General features: G+C 67.3%; 16 protein-coding genes, 1 tRNA gene and 1 pseudogene. 15 read left to right on the top strand and 3 right to left on the bottom strand.

All coding sequences use genetic code 11. From position 1 onward, the window contains the following. A pseudogene (locus FV217_RS23450) lies at positions 1-125 on the top strand (restriction endonuclease); the annotation flags it as partial. Between the two features lie 181 nt (positions 126-306). Here the strand turns inward: FV217_RS23450 and FV217_RS14025 are convergent. After that, positions 307-382: transfer RNA gene (locus FV217_RS14025), tRNA-Thr, on the bottom strand. 665 nt (positions 383-1047) lie between these two features. On the opposite strand from FV217_RS14025, the gene FV217_RS14020 reads away from it, so the two are divergent. The 3 genes from FV217_RS14020 to cysC all read left to right on the top strand — a co-directional run bounded on the left by FV217_RS14020 (position 1048) and on the right by cysC (position 2650). Beyond that, a complete protein-coding gene (locus FV217_RS14020; RefSeq protein ID WP_147817793.1) occupies positions 1048-1281 on the top strand; it encodes a NepR family anti-sigma factor in 234 nt (77 codons plus the stop codon). After that, positions 1281-1868 carry a sigma-70 family RNA polymerase sigma factor gene (locus FV217_RS14015; protein ID WP_187272554.1) on the top strand — a complete coding sequence of 196 codons (588 nt, stop codon included), beginning with the start codon at positions 1281-1283 and terminating at the stop codon, positions 1866-1868. The genes FV217_RS14020 and FV217_RS14015 overlap by 1 nt, the downstream gene beginning before the upstream one ends. A gap of 182 nt (positions 1869-2050) precedes the next feature. Next, on the top strand, positions 2051-2650 hold the full coding sequence (gene cysC / locus FV217_RS14010) for an adenylyl-sulfate kinase (RefSeq protein ID WP_147817792.1): 600 nt from the start codon (positions 2051-2053) through the stop codon (positions 2648-2650). An 18-nt stretch (positions 2651-2668) separates the two neighbouring features. Here cysC and aroB read toward each other — a convergent pair whose 3' ends face one another. Further along, positions 2669-3787 (bottom strand): 3-dehydroquinate synthase, encoded by a 1119-nt coding sequence (aroB, locus tag FV217_RS14005; RefSeq protein ID WP_147817791.1) that lies wholly within the window; start codon positions 3785-3787, stop codon positions 2669-2671. A 124-nt stretch (positions 3788-3911) separates the two neighbouring features. Further along, the gene (locus FV217_RS14000; RefSeq protein ID WP_147817790.1) at positions 3912-4523 is read right to left on the bottom strand and encodes a shikimate kinase; all 612 of its coding nucleotides are present in this window, start codon (positions 4521-4523) and stop codon (positions 3912-3914) included. Between the two features lie 172 nt (positions 4524-4695). Between FV217_RS14000 and FV217_RS13995 the strand changes: the two genes are divergently transcribed. From FV217_RS13995 to radC, 11 genes are all read left to right on the top strand, one after another. Continuing rightward, entirely contained in the window at positions 4696-4848 is a 153-nt protein-coding gene (locus tag FV217_RS13995; protein ID WP_147817789.1) for a histidine kinase, read from the top strand. A gap of 89 nt (positions 4849-4937) precedes the next feature. Continuing rightward, positions 4938-5846 carry a site-specific tyrosine recombinase XerD gene (locus FV217_RS13990; RefSeq protein WP_281407169.1) on the top strand — a complete coding sequence of 303 codons (909 nt, stop codon included), beginning with the start codon at positions 4938-4940 and terminating at the stop codon, positions 5844-5846. A 130-nt stretch (positions 5847-5976) separates the two neighbouring features. Then, positions 5977-6753, top strand: coding sequence for a methyltransferase domain-containing protein (locus FV217_RS13985; protein WP_147817788.1), 777 nt, complete (start codon positions 5977-5979; stop codon positions 6751-6753). A gap of 206 nt (positions 6754-6959) precedes the next feature. Next, a complete protein-coding gene (locus FV217_RS13980; protein WP_147817787.1) occupies positions 6960-8114 on the top strand; it encodes a GGDEF domain-containing protein in 1155 nt (384 codons plus the stop codon). Between the two features lie 364 nt (positions 8115-8478). After that, positions 8479-9876: a D-serine/D-alanine/glycine transporter gene (gene cycA / locus FV217_RS13975; RefSeq protein ID WP_147817786.1), complete on the top strand. Its 1398-nt coding sequence runs from the start codon at positions 8479-8481 to the stop codon at positions 9874-9876. A 109-nt stretch (positions 9877-9985) separates the two neighbouring features. Then, complete coding sequence (locus FV217_RS13970) at positions 9986-12223, top strand: glycoside hydrolase family 3 N-terminal domain-containing protein (protein WP_147817785.1); 2238 nt, start codon at positions 9986-9988, stop codon at positions 12221-12223. A gap of 50 nt (positions 12224-12273) precedes the next feature. Then, the gene (locus FV217_RS13965) at positions 12274-12456 is read left to right on the top strand and encodes an Rmf/CrpP family protein (RefSeq protein WP_147817784.1); all 183 of its coding nucleotides are present in this window, start codon (positions 12274-12276) and stop codon (positions 12454-12456) included. Between the two features lie 100 nt (positions 12457-12556). Beyond that, positions 12557-12922: a hypothetical protein gene (locus FV217_RS13960; RefSeq protein ID WP_147817783.1), complete on the top strand. Its 366-nt coding sequence runs from the start codon at positions 12557-12559 to the stop codon at positions 12920-12922. A gap of 111 nt (positions 12923-13033) precedes the next feature. After that, positions 13034-14143 (top strand): DUF2125 domain-containing protein, encoded by a 1110-nt coding sequence (locus FV217_RS13955; protein ID WP_147817782.1) that lies wholly within the window; start codon positions 13034-13036, stop codon positions 14141-14143. A gap of 131 nt (positions 14144-14274) precedes the next feature. Further along, complete coding sequence (map, locus tag FV217_RS13950) at positions 14275-15102, top strand: type I methionyl aminopeptidase (RefSeq protein WP_147817781.1); 828 nt, start codon at positions 14275-14277, stop codon at positions 15100-15102. 9 nt (positions 15103-15111) lie between these two features. Continuing rightward, complete coding sequence (gene radC / locus FV217_RS13945) at positions 15112-15834, top strand: DNA repair protein RadC (protein ID WP_147817780.1); 723 nt, start codon at positions 15112-15114, stop codon at positions 15832-15834. Positions 15835-16005: the final 171 nt, after the last annotated feature.

The following is a 16005-nucleotide window of genomic DNA, read 5'->3' as shown; positions in this document are numbered from 1 at the left end:
ACGACCCCGATGGGATCCGCGGTTTCATCAATCGGACCGGTCGAGCCTTCACACCCTTGAGGCCGCACGACAGACCGCATCCGCATTTCCTCGGCTGGCACAGGGAAAACTGCTTCAAGCAATGAAACCGGTACGGAAGCGCCAGCTTGAGAGAGGAAGCTGCCATTCTGAGCCGGCGCCACGCGCCACCGTCCTCGATTCCTCGTCGCGACCCACTCTGTAACCACCGTGTAACCACGGCCCTCAAAGAGGCTTACGAGCGACATTCAAGGAATCGAAAAGCCTTGTCTTTCGAAGGGGATAGAGTGGTGCCGGTTGCGGGACTTGAACTCGCGACCTACCGCTTACAAGGCGGTTGCTCTACCAGCTGAGCTAAACCGGCATCGGGCCATTGGGCTACCAGCCGTTTCCGCCCCATGCAAGCCGGTGCGAACTGTCTCCGTGGGCGATGCAGGCGATCGAGCACTGCCCTGCCAATCTTCTGGCGGGTCGGGAGGCTGGCGCGGGTTTCCTGGCATGGGCAGGCGAAACGTCAGGCCGCCAACCCGAACCGCCCGGTGAAGGCAGTACCCTCGGTCAGGATTACGGTGAAGACGCCTACGAAGGTGTCTCCGACCCCGATGGTCTCCACGGCGTTCGCCATCGCGGCGCCGGTTGAGCTGGGGAGATGCGTGGGACTCTGGTGACGAGATCGGCGTCGATCGTTCCGGGCACGAAGAGCAGCGCTGGAGCTTCCGGCCTGTGCCTGGATGAAACGAAGGTTCCTCGAAGGCGATCGGCTCCTGCGGGAAGTACGATGAAGGCAACGTTCCGATTTCAATGCGCAGGTCTCAACGAAGCTTGGCTATAAGCTGCGGATTTTCATGTTTCCGAACGGTTTCTGCTTATTGAAGGCCAACTGAATACATACTTCAGAACCGGTTAAATCGCTGCTCTCTATCACATGCCTCCTCAGCAAAAGCCGCGTCCGGCTGGAGCGCAATCCCTCTCAGGGCGACTGCACTCCCGGTACCGGCCAGGGCCGCGCGGCAGGGATGATGACGGGGAATGATGAGCGACGATCGGCGCGACGGCGAGGGGGCCACCCCTTCCGATAGACCGAAATCCGGCCCGGATACGGCCGGGATGCTCACTGGCGGCATCGGCGCCGACGACCGCCGTCGCATAGGGCGCAACCTCCGTCTCCTCTACGGAAGCGTCCTCGACCAGCCACTCCCCGAGAGGTTCACGCGGCTCATCGACGAACTGGCCGCCGCATCGAAAAACAGTGAGGGCTCATGATGACCCGGACCGCAGCCGCGATGGTCATGCCGACCGGCACACCGCTCGGGGCCGATTCCGAGATGCGGGATCTGCTTCTCGGAGCGATTCCCGCGCTCAGGGCCTTCGCCTTCTCCCTGACCTACGATCTCGATCGCAGCGACGATCTCGTCCAGGACACGCTGATGCGGGCCTGGGTGAAGGCCGACAGTTTTACCCGCGGCACCAACCTCACGGCTTGGCTGTTCACCATCCTGCGCAACCTGTTCTATTCGGAGCAGCGCAAGAAGAAGCGTGAGGTCGAGGACGCCGACGACGTCATGGCAGGCAAGCTCACGAGCCTGCCCGAGCAGGAGGTTCGTCTCGAGCTTCGTGAATTCCGGGAGGCGCTCGACCTGCTGCCTTACAGCCAGCGCGAGGCGCTGATCCTGGTCGGTGCGCAGAACTTCACCTACGAGGAAGCGGCCGAGATCTGCGGCGTGGCGGTCGGTACCATCAAGAGCCGGGTGAGCCGTGCCCGGTTCCGGTTGACCGAGGCGCTCGGCATGAAGGGCTGCGTCGATATCGGCGCCGACGCCGTCACGCGCGCGGCGCTCGATCGCCCGTGACGGCCTCCACCACACGATTCGTACCTATCGATCATCCGAACGGAACGCATCGAAATCGATGCTGATCGACGCGACCGCCTTCCCGTCGAACGCTTGCTCGACCGTTATGTTGTCTTCACACTCGCCTTTTCGGCGGGCCGCGAGGGAAGCGAACCGTCAGATCGACGTTCCCAGAGGATTTCGTGCCGAGCAGCAACCTGACATGGCAGGCGTTCCAGCCGCGTGAGGCGCGGTGGTCGCTCCTCGGCCAGAGGCCTGCGATCGCTTGGCTGACGGGTTTTTCGGGATCGGGAAAATCGACGATCGCCAACGCTGTCGATCGGGCGCTCGCCAGCCAGAAGCGGCACAGCATGGTGCTCGACGGCGACAACCTCCGCCATGGCCTCAACCGCGATATCGGCTTCAGCGCCGAGGACCGGGCCGAGAACATTCGCCGTGCTGCCGAGGTCGCCCGCCTCATGGCCGAGACCGGGCTCATCGTCATCGTCTCGCTGATCTCGCCCTTCGGCGCGGAGCGCGATGGCGCGCGGCTCGCAGCCGGCGACATCCCGTTCCTCGAAGTGTTCATCGATACGCCGCTCGCCGTCTGCGAGGAGCGCGATCCAAAGGGCCTCTACGAGAAGGCGCGCGCCGGGAGCATCCCCGACTTCACCGGCATCTCGTCGCCCTACGAGGTTCCTCGGGTGCCGGATCTGCGCATCACGACGCGCGTCGAGACCGTGATGGAATCGGCGCAGCCGCTGATCGCAGCACTGCTGAAGCTGTCGACCGTGCCGGCCTGAAGCGGATCGCTCGCGACGTCAGACGTCCCGCAATTCGTCATCGAGAAAGGCGCGGACGTCGGCCGCATCGATGCCGGGCGCGATGAAGCTCCGGCCGATGCCGCGGGCGAGGATGAAGGTCAGTCGTCCCTCGCGCACCTTCTTGTCCTGCGCCATGGCGTCGAGAAGTGCCGACGCGTCACCGCATCCACCCGGCACCTGGGCCAGCCGCGTCGGCAGGCCGGCCAGCGCCAGGTGGTTGGCGACGCGGCCCGCATCCTGTCCCGGGCAGAGGCCGAGACGCGCCGAGAACCGGAAGGCGAGGGCCATTCCGATCGCGACGCCCTCGCCATGGACGAGCCGGGCCGAATCGTAGCCCGTCAGGCGCTCCAGGGCGTGTCCGAAGGTGTGGCCGAGGTTGAGCAGGGCGCGCTCTCCGTCCTCGCGCTCGTCGCGCACCACGACGCCGGCCTTCGAGCGGCAGCAGATCGCCACCGCCTCATCGCGCTCCGGTCCGCCGGAGAAGATGCCGGACCAATTCGTCTCGCACCAGTCGAAGAAGCCGGAATCGTTGATCAGGCCGTACTTGGCGACCTCGGCATAGCCCGCCCGCATCTCGCGCGCGGACAGGGTATCGAGGGTGCCGGTGTCGGCCAGCACGAGGCGCGGCTGGTGGAAGGCGCCGATCAGATTCTTGCCGAGGGGCGAATTGATGCCGGTCTTGCCGCCGACGGAGGAATCGACCTGGGCGAGCAGGCTCGTCGGCGCCTGGACGAAGCGCACCCCGCGCCGGAGCGAGGCCGCCGCGAACCCGGCGAGGTCGCCGACCACGCCGCCGCCGAGCGCCACCACGAGATCGCCGCGCTCGATCCGGTGCCCGAGCAGGCCGTCGCAGACCTGGGCGAAGGTCGCGTAGCTTTTCGAGGCTTCGCCGGGCGTGACGCTGACGATGCCCGAGCGCAGGCCCGCCGCCTCCAGCGCGTCCCGGACGCGCTCGGAATAGAGGGCGGCAACCGTGTCGTCCGTGACGATGGCAGCCGCCCTGCCGCCGAGCGCCGCGATCCGCGCACCGGCTTCGTCGAGCAGCCCGCGGCCGATGACGATGTCGTAGTCGCGGCCCTGGTCGAGGGGCACGTGGACGATCAAGCGTTCGCTCATTCTCTCAACTCACTGGCCCGAATGGCCTATACAATGATGCGGGAAAGCAAAATCCGGTTTTCCGAAAACATCATGCGATAACAAGAACCTAGAGCGTTCTGCTTCCTTGAAGAAGCAGCACCCTCTATTGCGCGGCGACGCGGTGGGCCGGCGGGTTCAGGCAGACGTCGAGGGCTTCCAGCACGTCCTGCACCACGCGGTCGTGCGAGACCTCGCGGGAGAGCACCATGACGTCGGCCTGCCCGTAGACCGGATGGCGCACCGCCATGAGTTCGCGCATCGTGGCTTCGGGGTCGGCCGTCTGCAGCAGGGGACGCGTGTTGCGTTTCTTCACGCGCCGCATCAGCACGTCGAGCTCCGCCCGAAGCCAGACCGAAACGGCGCTCTCGGTGATCCGTTCGCGGGTCGTCTCGCGCATGAAGGCGCCACCGCCCGTGGCGAGCACCATGGGACCCTGGCGCAGAAGCCGGGAGATCACACGCTCCTCGCCCTCGCGAAAACTCGCCTCGCCGTAGATGGCGAAAAGATCGGTGATGGTGAGGTTCGCGGCGGCCTCGATCTCGGAATCGGCGTCCTTGAACATCAGGCCGAGGCGGCTGCCGAGCCGTCGCCCGACCGTACTCTTGCCGGCGCCCATCAGGCCGACGAGCACGATGGAGCGCGCGCCGAGGGCGCGGCGGATGCGCGCCTCGATCGGGTCTTCGGCATCTGAGCCCGTGGCCTCAGGGTCGGTCATTCGGCGGTCATAGACGGTTTTCGAGAGCGGGCGAAGCGCCTCGCCAAGCTCTGCTGTGGCTTCCTGGACCTTGCCTTCCCGGGCGACGCATGGGACCAGAACTCCCTGGTCCGAAACGCGCAACCGGCTCTGCCGGGCGCGATGGTGAGTTCGTCCGAAAGGTTCGCACGACGTGCCGTCCCTGTTCCGTTTCCTCGCGATCCTGGCCATCATCGCGGGCGCGATCTTCGCAGCCGTCTTCGCCCTGGCGACCTTCGTCGAGCCGACGCAGCGCGAGATGAGCGTGTCCATTCCGAATTCGAAACTCCAACCGGGCAACAAGTGAGCCCGATCCGTCCGGGAGCGTCACGGCCAGGCAGGCGCCCGGCGGCGGCTCCCTCGGCGGGCACGCGGGCTGAAGTTGCTACGGAAGCGCTGCCGGCGGACGCCGCGCAGCCGTATCTCGACATGCTGGCGGCCGAGCGCGGTGCCGCGGCCAACACGCTGGCGGCCTATCGGCGCGACCTCGACGACTATCTCAGGTATCTCTCGGACGCGGGCATCGATCCTGCCGAAGCCGAAGCCGCGACGGTGCGCGCCTACATCGCCGATCTCGAACCCCGTGGTCTGAAGGCCTCCTCGGCTGCGCGGCGGCTCTCATGCGTCCGCGGCTTCCACAAGTTCCTCTACGCGGAAGGATATTCGGAGGCCGATCCGAGTGCGCCGGTCGCCGGGCCACGGCGGGCTCAGACTCTGCCGAAGGTGCTTTCGATCGCCGAGGTCGACGGATTGCTGGCGGTCGCCCGCGCGCGTGTCGCCGCCGCCGAGAGCCGCATCGACGTGGCCAAAGCCAACAAGTTGCTCTGCCTGCTGGAGCTTCTCTACGCCACGGGCTTGCGCGTCTCGGAACTGATCGCTCTGCCGCGCTCGGCGGCCTCGACCCGCGAGCGCTTCCTCGTGGTGAAGGGCAAGGGCGGCCGCGAGCGGCTGGTGCCGCTCACCGACGTCGCCCGCGAGGCCATGCGTGAGCATCTCGCCCATGTGCCGGGGGAGGGGCCCTGGCTGTTTCCCGCCGACAGCGAGAGCGGGCATCTCACCCGGCAGGCCTTCGCGCGCGACCTCAAGGTGGCGGGGGCGGCCGCCGGCATCCGCGAGGACCGGATCTCGCCGCACGTACTGCGCCATGCCTTCGCCAGCCACCTGCTGCGCAACGGTGCGGATCTCCGTATCGTGCAGGAATTGCTGGGACACGCCGACATCTCGACCACGCAGATCTACACCCACGTCCTCGACGACCGCCTCAAGGGGATGGTCCGCGACCTGCACCCGCTGAACGACGGGTAACGGCGTGCCGCGAAGCGGCCGATCGCGGGAGCGCCTATGGCACCGGCGCCATCCTGCGATGATACCCGGAGCTTGAGCGGATGGCTGGAGCGGGATAGGCCGGCGCCAGCCACCGACATCTCGAAAAAACATGACCGCGTGGAAACAGGCCGTCGCGCGGGCCTTCGATCGTGCGCAGGACTACGACCGCGCCGCCATCATCCAGGCGAGCGTGGCCGAACGCCTCGCCGCGACCATCGCCGACGAGCCGCTGGCGCCGTCGCCCCGGACGCTCGAGATCGGTTGCGGCACAGGACTGCTGACAGAGGCCCTGCGCCAGCGTGTGGCAACCGGCTCGATGCTCGTCACCGACATCGCCCCGGCGATGCTGGCGCGCTGCCGGATGCGGATCGAGCCGGCCCACGGCCTTCGCTTCGCAGTGATGGACGGCGAGCGCCCCGCCGTGAATCCGGGGTTCGATCTCATCGTGTCGAGCCTTGCCGCGCAGTGGTTCGTCGATCTGGAGGGTGCGTTCGAACAGCTCGCCGGTCTGCTGCGGCCGGACGGCCTCCTCGCCGTCACGACGCTCGCCGCCGGCACCTTTCGCGAGTGGGAGCAGGCTCAGGGAGGCTCACACGGAATCGTCGCGACACCGGCCTATCCGACCATCCCTGCGTTACGAAACATGCGCTTCGCGGGCTGCCTCACCGAGATCCGGCTCGACACCCTGCACGAGGACCATGAGGACGGCGCGGCCTTCCTGCGCGCACTCAGGACGATCGGCGCTCAAACGCCGGCCGATCGCGCCGTGATCCGCTCCCCCGGTGCCCTGAGACGGGCGTTGCGCACCTTCGAGGCGCAAGGGTCGAGCGTTACCTACGCGGTCGCAACCTGCCTGATTCGTCGGATCGACCGCCCTGCGGGATAGAGCCGCCAACGCCTTTGCCGCGCCGTGAGGCCGGTTCGAGCCCCTGCGACGCCTCAACCTTCAATAGCTGTTTCTTGGCCAATTCACCGACAGATGGTGAAACCCCGCCAATCTCACGTTGCGTAAACGCATTCTTCGCTGTTGAGGAACAACAATCCCGGCAACGGACCGCCCATGGTCGGTGTGCAACGGACAGGCCGCGCCGGATGCGTCTCGATACGCCGACCCTCTTCCTGATGACGGTGGTCGTGACCTTCATGGTCGGCGTGCTCTTCCTGCTGTCGTGGGGGCAGTCCCGGCGGACGCGCGCGCTCGCAATCTGGGGCGTCGCACATCTCGGCGGAGCAGGAGCTTCGGCGCTGCTCTGCCTGCGCAACAGCATCCCCGACAGCCTCTCCGTCGGCTTCGGCAATGCGATGATGCTGGCGGCCTACGGCCTGATCTGGAGCGGGGTACGCGCCTTCGAAGGGCGGAAGCCGGCCTATCTCGTGGCGGTGTCCGGTGGCGTGCTCTGGGGCGCCGCCTGCTTGGTGCCGGCCTTCTACGGCTCGCTTGCGGCCCGCATCATGCTCGCCTCCTCCGTCGCCGGGCTTTTCTGCGCCCTTTGCGCCGGGGAGATCTGGCGCGGGCGTCGCGAGCCGTTGGCCTCTCGCTGGTCGGCGATCGTACTGATGGCAGCCTATGCGCTGCTCTATTGGGTGCGGGTGCCACTCGCCGTGTTCGCGCCGCTGCCGCCCTCGACGCGCTCGCAGGATTCTCCCTGGCTCGCCATCCTGTGCTTCGCCGGCGTGCTGTTCACGATGGCCATCGCGTTCGTGTTCATGGCGATGACCAAGGAACGGGCCGAGCTGAAGCAACGCCTCGCCGCCGAGACCGATTCCCTCACCGGGCTCGCCAACCGGCGCGCCTTCGTCGGCCGGACGCAGATCCATCTCGGAGGCCGGGTCCAGCCGGTGGCGCTGATCCTGTTCGATCTCGATCACTTCAAGACGATCAACGACACCTACGGTCACGCCGTCGGCGACGGCGTGCTCCTCGCCTTCGGCCACGCCGCCAACGCCGTGCTGCCGGCGGGCGCCCTGCTCGGACGCATGGGCGGCGAGGAATTCGCCTGCGTCCTCGTCGGTTGCGAGGCGGAAGCGGCCGCACGGGCCGCCGAGCAGGTCCGCACCACCATCGCCAAGATCGCGCTCGCCGCCTATCCGCGCCTGAAAATCCGCGTCAGCGCCGGAGTCGCCGTGACACAGCCGGGCCAGGCCGGCAGCTTCGACGACCTGATGCGCCGGGCCGATGCCGCGCTCTACGGGGCCAAGGATGCCGGTCGCGACCGGGTCGTGACGGCGCTGGCGCTGGCGGCCTGAGCCTCCCGGCAGGCCTCGCGCTGGCCCGCTTTCATCTGGCAACGACAAAGAGGCAGCAGCAGGTCGAAATCCGGCAGGAAGTCCGTGTCGTGGGATACATCACAAATATCCGGCGCCGATGTCATCGGCGAAATTAGACAGTTGGAATTGCAAACTGTAAAAATCTGAATCCGATTGCCATATATCGCGCCCCGTACCGATAGATCCGGGAGTTATTCCGGCTAAAAATCGGAGCTTTCTCAAATTACGGATGCGGTTTCACGGCGACACGGTGTTTGCGCCGGGGGCGCGCGTTCCCGCTTCCTGTGCCCCTTCACCCTCGCTACAACCTCCCTCCAGGGCCGAGCTTGGGCGGGGGACGGCAATGGCGGGCAGGGGTCACACTGGCGGGACGACGGGCTCGGGCCAAGGTCTCGAACGCAGTCTCGAAAACCGCCATATCCAGATGATGGCGCTCGGCGGCGCCATCGGCACCGGATTGTTCATGGGCTCGGGCAAGACCATCTCGGTCGCCGGCCCCTCGATCCTGCTGGTCTACCTGATCATCGGCCTGATGCTGTTCTTCGTGATGCGGGCGCTCGGCGAGCTCTTGCTCTCGAACCTCGCCTACAAGTCCTTCACGGATTTCGCCGACGACCTTCTCGGGCCCTGGGCCGGCTTCTTCACCGGCTGGACCTACTGGTTCTGCTGGATCGTGACGGCCATCGCCGAGGTCGTCGCCATAGCGGCCTACGCGAAGTTCTTCTTTCCCGACCTACCGAGCTGGATCCCGGCGCTGGTCTGCGTCGGGCTGCTGCTGAGCCTCAACCTCGTCAACGTGCGGGCCTTCGGCGAGCTCGAATTCTGGTTCGCGATGATCAAGATCGTCGCGATCCTGGCGCTGATCTTCGTCGGCATCGCGCTGGTCGCCACCGGCTTCACCGCGCCCTCGGGGGCGAAGGCGGACCTCGCCAACATCACCCGAGACGGGCTGTTCCCGACGGGAATTTCCGGGTTCTTCGCCGGGTTCCAGATCGCGGTCTTCGCCTTCGTCGGGATCGAGCTCGTCGGCACCACGGCGGCCGAGACGCGCGATCCAGAGACGACCCTGCCGCGCGCCATCAACGCGATCCCGATCCGCATCCTGCTGTTCTATCTCGGCGCCCTCGCCGTGATCATGGCGGTGACGCCCTGGAAGACGCTGAGCGCCGACAAGAGCCCCTTCGTCGAGCTGTTCGTGCTGGCCGGGCTGCCGGCGGCGGCGGCCTTCGTCAATCTCGTGGTGATGTCCTCGGCGGCCTCATCGGCCAACAGCGGCATCTTCTCGACGAGCCGCATGCTCTACGGCCTCGCGGGAAAAAGCGATGCGCCGGCCGCCTTCGGCAAGCTGTCGTCGCAGCGTGTGCCCTCGAACGGTCTCTACTTCACCGGGCTCTGTCTGCTCGGTGGCGTGCTGCTGGTCTACCTCGTGCCCGATCTCGGCACCGCCTTCACGCTGGTCACCACGCTCTCGGCCGTGCTGTTCATGTTCGTGTGGGCGATCATCCTGTGTTCGTATCTCGCCTACCGCCGGACCAGGCCGGCACTGCACGCCCGCTCGGCCTACAGGATGCCCATGGGCGTCGTCATGTCCTATGTCTGCCTTGCGTTCTTCGCTTTCATCCTCGTGCTGTTGACGCTGGAGAGCGATACCCGGATGGCGCTGCTGGTCTCGCCGGCCTGGTTCGCGGTGCTGGGCGGGGCTTGGGCAATCCAGCGTTCGCGGCGCGCCGTTCCGGCCTGAGCACTTTCCGGCGGGAAATCGGCGTAATTCGACCACGCTGCACGGCGAATCTGCTCGATCGAAGACGCAACCCGGCATAAAGCCGCGGACGATCGACGGGGGAATGACCATGCGGGGCAGAACGGCGCGGTTCGGCGGTCGGGTGCTGGCAGCCGCCCTGTTGGCGTGTTTCGTCACATCGCCCCGCGCAGAGACGACCGACGCGCGCATCGAGGCACTCCTCGAAAAAATGACGCTGGAAGAGAAGGCGGGGCAGCTCAACCTCGTCTCGCTCGAGCCCGGATTCGACCCCGAGAGCGTCCGGCGCGGCGAAGTCGGCGCCGTCATCAACTTCTCCAACCAGAATCTCGCCTCCAATATCGATGGCTATGCCCGCACCTCACGGCTCGGCATCCCGCTGCTGATCTCGCTGGATATCGTCCACGGCTACCGCACGGTGTTTCCGCTGCCGATCGGCATGGCCGCGAGCTTCGATCCGGATCTCGTCCGGCGTGCGACGGCAGCCGCCGCCCGCGAGACCCTGGCAGCCGGCATCAACTGGTCCTTCGCGCCGATGGCCGACGTCGCCCGCGACCTGCGCTGGGGCCGCATCGTCGAGGGGCTCGGTGAGGATACCTGGCTCACCGGCCAGCTCACCGCGGCCCAGGTCGAGGGGTTTCGCGACGGTGGCGTCGCTTCGACCCTGAAACATTTCGCCGGCTACAGCGCCGTCTATGGCGGGCGCGACTACGACGTCACCTGGGTGGCTCCGACCGAGCTCTACGACACGCATCTGCCGCCGTTCCGCGCCGGCATCCGGGCCGGGGCCGATTCCGTCATGACTGCGCTCACCGCCCTCAACGCCGTGCCGACCACTGCCGACGGCCACCTCATGACGCAGATCCTGCGCCGCGAGCTGGGCTTCAAGGGCGTCGTCATCGCCGATTGGGAGGCCGTCGCCAGCCTGATCAAGCACGGCGTCGCCGCAGACGGCGCCGAGGCGACCCGCAAGGCGTTTGCCGCCGGCGTCGACATGGACATGACCAGCGGCCTGTTCGTGAAGCACCTGCCCGAGGAGGTCCGCGCCGGACGAATCTCGCAGGCCTCCCTCGACGATTCCGTGCGCCGCGTGCTGCGCCTCAAATTCGGTCTCGGGCTGTTCGACCGGCCGGTGCTCGACCCAGTCACCGCGGAGGGTCGCCTGCTGACGCCGGAGACACGCGCCGTCGCCCGCGAAGCGGCGCGCGGCAGCTTCGTGCTGCTGAAGAACGAAAAGAACCTGCTGCCGATCGACCCGAAAATCGTAAAGCGCATCGCGCTGGTCGGCCCCTTCGCCGACGCGCAATGGGACCAGGTCGGCCCGCACGAGGGCAATGGGCAGGTCGGCGACGTGATCTCGATCCGCACCGGCCTGACCGAGCGCGCGGCCAAGGCCGGGATCGTCCTCGACTATGCCCGCGGCTGCGACCGCACCTGCGCCGACCGGTCCGACTTCCCGAAGGCGATCGAGGCGGCCAAGGCTGCCGACATCGTCGTCGCCGTGGTCGGCGAAGGCCGCGACCAGTCCGGCGAGGGCTCGTCGCGAGCCTATCTCGGTATGCGCGGTGTGCAGCAGGACCTGATCAAGGACCTCGCCGCCACCGGCAAGCCGCTGTTGCTGCTCGTCTTCGGCGGCCGTCCGGTCGAGTTGCACGAGGCGATCGACCGTGCGCAGGCGGCGATGATGATCTGGATCCCCGGCACCGAGGGCGGCCCCGCAGTGGCCGAGACGCTCTTCGGCGATGCAGACCCCTCCGGAAAGATGCCGCTGAGCTGGCCACGCACCGTCGGCCAGCTGCCGCTGACCTACGACCGCCGCGCGGGAGGACGCCCGCATATCGACGGCGCCCGGTGGACGCTGGGCTACAACGACGAGACCATCTCGGCCCGTTTCCCCTTCGGCTACGGCCTGACCTACACGAGCTTCGCCTACGGTGATCCGGAGGTGCTGACCCCGAAGGTCGGCGTCGGCGACCGCTACGAGGCGGCGCTGGAAGTGAAGACAACTGTGACCAACACCGGCACCCGGTCCGGCCGCACGGTGGCGCAACTCTACCTCAACCAGCCCGTGGCGAGCCGCAGCCGGCCGCTGCGCCTCCTGAAGGGCGCGGTGCCGCTGGTGCTGGCGCCCGGAGAAACGAAGGTCGCAAGTTTCCGTATTCCCTCGCGCAATCTCGGCTTCCACGAGGCCGACGGCACGCTGGTGGTGGAGGCGGGCGGCTACCGCGTCTTCGTCGGTGAGGATTCGGATGCCGCGAAGAGTGCGGATTTCGCGGTCGAGACCGGCTGGCGCGGGCCGCCCGGCAATGTCGAGGCGAGCAGTCGATAGCGCCAGCGGCCGGGGCTGGAGACGCGCGCGCGCGTCTCCATATTCCTTGGATGACCGACAGACCCGATCCCAAGACCGATGCCAGCGCGGAGGGTGCACGCGCCCGCGCCCACGGCCGCCCGAAGGATTCGTGCCCTTATCCAGCCGAGTCACCGGAGCGCCGCTCGTGGTTCGAAGGCTACGACGGCCTGCCTGCCGACCGCGCCCCGGACTTGCCGCTCGAAAACGGCTGAGTACGTTTGTGAACGACCTCGGCCGTTCGACGCTTGACGCCCCCGATTCGTGCGAACTAAAAAGAACAAATAGCGAACATACGAATCACGGAGAACGGCCATGCGGGAAGAGCGACTGAGGACGCTGGACAGTCTGCGCAGCACTCCGGCCATCACCTTGAGTGCTTGGCGCGGCCGGTCCGGCCGGCGCTACGTCGTCGGAATCCACGATCTGGCCGAGCCGGACCTGATGGAGATGGACGATGCCGTGGTGATCGCCGTGCGACGCGACGGCGCCGGTATCGCCCAACCCGTGTCGGTGACGAGTTCCGGAATCGGCCCGCGCGAGCGGCTCATGCAGGGCTGGCTGGCCCATGTGGCACGCAGCGGCGCCACCGAGATGCATATCCATCGTTTGGCCGAGGGTGAGGACGGGCGCCGCGCCGTGATCGAGGATCTGGACATTCGGCCGGTCACGCAGAACTGATCGGCCGGCGTCACGACGGACGGTCCGCTCCGGTCCTCGCCCTTGCGCCAACGGGCTCCTGTCTCCAAAGACGGGCCGCCCGCGACGCGGGGTACGCAGCGAGGGACAATGATGGCGCAGGGACCGCACCCCAGGACGGAGCCGACGCAGCCCATCGGCAAGCGCCGCTCGCGGCTTGGATTGTTTCTCCCCTACATCCTGCTGCTCACGTTGGCGCTCGTCTGGTCCGCCGGCTGGTATTGGGTTCGCGGCAAGGCCGCCTCCGAGATGGATGCGTGGCGCGCGCGCGAGGCGGCGGCCGGGCGCAACTGGACCTGCGCCGACCGTTCGATCACCGGCTATCCGTTCCGGATCGAATTGCGTTGCGCCTCCTTGAAATTCGCGCGCTCCGATGGCGGCTTCAGCCTCGGGCCGCTGACGGTGCTGGTGCAGGTCTATCAGCCGCGCCACGCGATCCTGGAGGCGACCGGGCCTTTCCACGTCGAGCAGGGCGATCTCATCGGCGATGTGAACTGGACTGCACTGGAAGGCAGCTTCCATGGCGCATCGGACGGATTCGTGCGGGCCTCGCTCGTCGTCGACGGGCCGAAGGGCAGCATAAGCGGGGGCGAGCCCGGTCCGATCGACTTCGCCGCGAAACATCTGGAACTGCACGCACGGCCGACTCCCGGCCGCTTCGAATCCGACGGTGCCGTCGATCTCAACCTGCGCCTGACCGACGGGACGTTTCCGCAGCTCGATCCGCTGTTCGGCAACGCCGATCCGGTGGAGGCGTCCCTCGACGCCACCTTGGAGCGCGCCACCGTGCTGCGCACCCGCGCCATCGAGAAGGAACTCGAAGCCTGGCGGCTGGCCGAGGGGCAGCTCGACATCACCGCACTCTCGCTGGTGAAGGGGAACCGCCGGCTTCAGGCGAAGGGCGAAGTCGGGCTGGACGAGGCGCATCGGCCGGAAGGTCAGTTCGACGTCCGCGCCGCCGGGCTCGGCGACCTGATCGGCCAGATCATGGGCAAGCGCTTCGGCAACGACCGGGGCGCGCTGATCGGCAACCTCGTCGGCCAGTTCCTCGGCGGCATGAAGCGGCGCGATCCCGAGGGTGAGGCCGGGCCGGGGCAGGGGGACGCCTCCCTGCAGCCGCTTCCCACCGTGAAGCTCGCAGGCGGCCGCCTCATGCTCGGCCCCTTCGCGATCCCGAACGTGGCGCTGCCTCCGCTCTATTGAGTGCTCGCCGACCGGGCGGATGCGGGTTCGCCGTCGGAAAACGCGACGCGGATCCGAGTTCAACCAGGGTTGGCGGCGTCTTCGTCGGAGCGTAGACAGAGCCCAGTCCGCGGATCTCCGAACAAAGTCTCATGAGCCGAGAAGACCAGGCCGTCGCCGCCAGCAATCGGCGCTCGCCAGAGCCGCCCATCCATGGCCCGGAGGATTTCGAGGGAATGCGCCGCGCCGGCCGACTGACGGCGGAAGCGCTCGACATCCTCGTCGAGGCGACCCAGCCCGGCGTCACCACCGAGCATCTCGACAGACTCGCCTATACTTTCGCGATGGATCACGGCGCCTATCCGGCATCGCTGCTCTATCGCGGCTATCCGAAGTCGATCTGCACCTCGATCAACCACGTCGTCTGCCACGGCATCCCCAACGACAAGCCGCTGCGCGACGGTGACATCGTCAACCTCGACATCTGCCTGATCCTCGACGGCTGGCACGGCGATTCGAGCCGCATGGCCTATGTCGGCGAGGTGCCGCGCAAGGCCCAGCGCTTGTGCGAGATCACCTACGAGTCGTTGATGCGCGGCATCCGGGCGATCCGGCCCGGCGGCTCGACCAACGACATCGGCCACGCCATCCAGTCCTACGCGGAGGCCGAGCGCTGCTCGGTGGTGCGCGATTTCTGCGGCCATGGCCTCGGCCGCGTCTATCACGACGCGCCGACCATCCTGCACTACGTCGAGGCGAGCTACGACGTGCCGCTGAAGCCCGGTCAGTTCTTCACCGTCGAGCCGATGATCAATCTCGGCCGGCCCGCCGTGAAGGTGCTCGCCGACGGCTGGACCGCCGTGACCCGCGACCGTTCGCTGTCCGCCCAGTTCGAGCACACCGTCGCGGTCACCGAGACCGGCTACGAGATTTTCACGCTGTCGCCGAAGGGGCTCGACCAGCCGGTTCCGCAGGACTGATCGTCTCCGATGACGCGCCGGCCGCCGCTGCCCGATCTGCTGGCCCCGGTCACGGCCGAGGAGCCGCATTACCACGGCCACCGCGACCGCCTGCGCGCCCGCTTCGCCGAGTCCGGGGCCGATGCGTTGGCCGATTACGAACTGCTCGAACTCGTCCTGTTCCGTGCGATCCCGCGCCGCGACGTCAAACCGCTCGCAAAGGCGCTGATCAGGCGTTTCGGTTCCTTCGCCGAGGTCATCGGCGCCGAGCCGTCGCGGCTCGCGGAGATCGACGGGATCGGGCCTGGCGTGATCGCAGACCTCAAGCTAATGGAAGCGGCCGGCCGCCGGCTCGCGCGGGGTGCCATCGCGGAGCGGCCGCTGGTGACCTCCTGGAGCGCCCTCATCGAGTACCTGCGCGCCACGATGGCCTTTTCGGCGCGGGAGGAATTCCGGCTGCTGTTCCTCGACAAGCGCAACCATCTCATCCGCGACGAGGTGCACGGGCGCGGCACCGTCGACCACACGCCGGTCTATGTCCGTGAGATCGCCCGCCGCGCCCTCGAACTCTCGGCCACCGCGGTCATCCTCGCTCACAACCACCCCTCCGGCGATCCGACGCCGTCGGGGGCCGACATCAGGATGACCCGCGAGATCGTCGCCGTCCTCGACCCGCTCGGCATCGTCGTGCACGACCACGTCATCCTCGGCCGCGAGGGTCACGCGAGCTTCAGGGGACTCAAGCTTCTCTGACCAAGCTTCTCCGTTAGTGTCGGTCTCGGGCCCTTTCCATGGCCTGCCTCTTGCCTAGGTGAACGGCGAGCCAAGCGATCGCGCGTCGGCATGCCAACGCGTCGTCCGATCGGCTTTTTGTCGTGTCGCAGGTTTCTGTCGGAAAGCCGCGGGGCACCTTTCCGGAACCTG

The organism is Methylobacterium sp. WL9 (assembly GCF_008040035.1).
Lineage (GTDB): Bacteria > Pseudomonadota > Alphaproteobacteria > Rhizobiales > Beijerinckiaceae > Methylobacterium > Methylobacterium thuringiense.
Note: the sequence above shows the minus strand (reverse complement) of the source record. Positions and strands in the feature narration are given on the sequence as shown.

Bases quoted from the DNA above. Each gene is read 5' to 3' on its own strand.
- FV217_RS13985 (WP_147817788.1), top strand. From the start codon at position 5,977: ATGACCGCGTGGAAACAGGCCGTCGCGCGGGCCTTCGATCGTGCGCAG.
- map (WP_147817781.1), top strand. From the start codon at position 14,275: ATGAGCCGAGAAGACCAGGCCGTCGCCGCCAGCAATCGGCGCTCGCCA.
- aroB (WP_147817791.1), bottom strand. From the start codon at position 3,787: ATGAGCGAACGCTTGATCGTCCACGTGCCCCTCGACCAGGGCCGCGAC.
- FV217_RS14000 (WP_147817790.1), bottom strand. From the start codon at position 4,523: ATGACCGACCCTGAGGCCACGGGCTCAGATGCCGAAGACCCGATCGAG.
- FV217_RS13980 (WP_147817787.1), top strand. From the start codon at position 6,960: ATGCGTCTCGATACGCCGACCCTCTTCCTGATGACGGTGGTCGTGACC.
- FV217_RS13955 (WP_147817782.1), top strand. From the start codon at position 13,034: ATGGCGCAGGGACCGCACCCCAGGACGGAGCCGACGCAGCCCATCGGC.
- FV217_RS14015 (WP_187272554.1), top strand. From the start codon at position 1,281: ATGACCCGGACCGCAGCCGCGATGGTCATGCCGACCGGCACACCGCTC.
- FV217_RS13970 (WP_147817785.1), top strand. From the start codon at position 9,986: ATGCGGGGCAGAACGGCGCGGTTCGGCGGTCGGGTGCTGGCAGCCGCC.
- cycA (WP_147817786.1), top strand. From the start codon at position 8,479: ATGGCGGGCAGGGGTCACACTGGCGGGACGACGGGCTCGGGCCAAGGT.
- FV217_RS13960 (WP_147817783.1), top strand. From the start codon at position 12,557: ATGCGGGAAGAGCGACTGAGGACGCTGGACAGTCTGCGCAGCACTCCG.
- radC (WP_147817780.1), top strand. From the start codon at position 15,112: ATGACGCGCCGGCCGCCGCTGCCCGATCTGCTGGCCCCGGTCACGGCC.
- FV217_RS13965 (WP_147817784.1), top strand. From the start codon at position 12,274: ATGACCGACAGACCCGATCCCAAGACCGATGCCAGCGCGGAGGGTGCA.
- FV217_RS14020 (WP_147817793.1), top strand. From the start codon at position 1,048: ATGATGAGCGACGATCGGCGCGACGGCGAGGGGGCCACCCCTTCCGAT.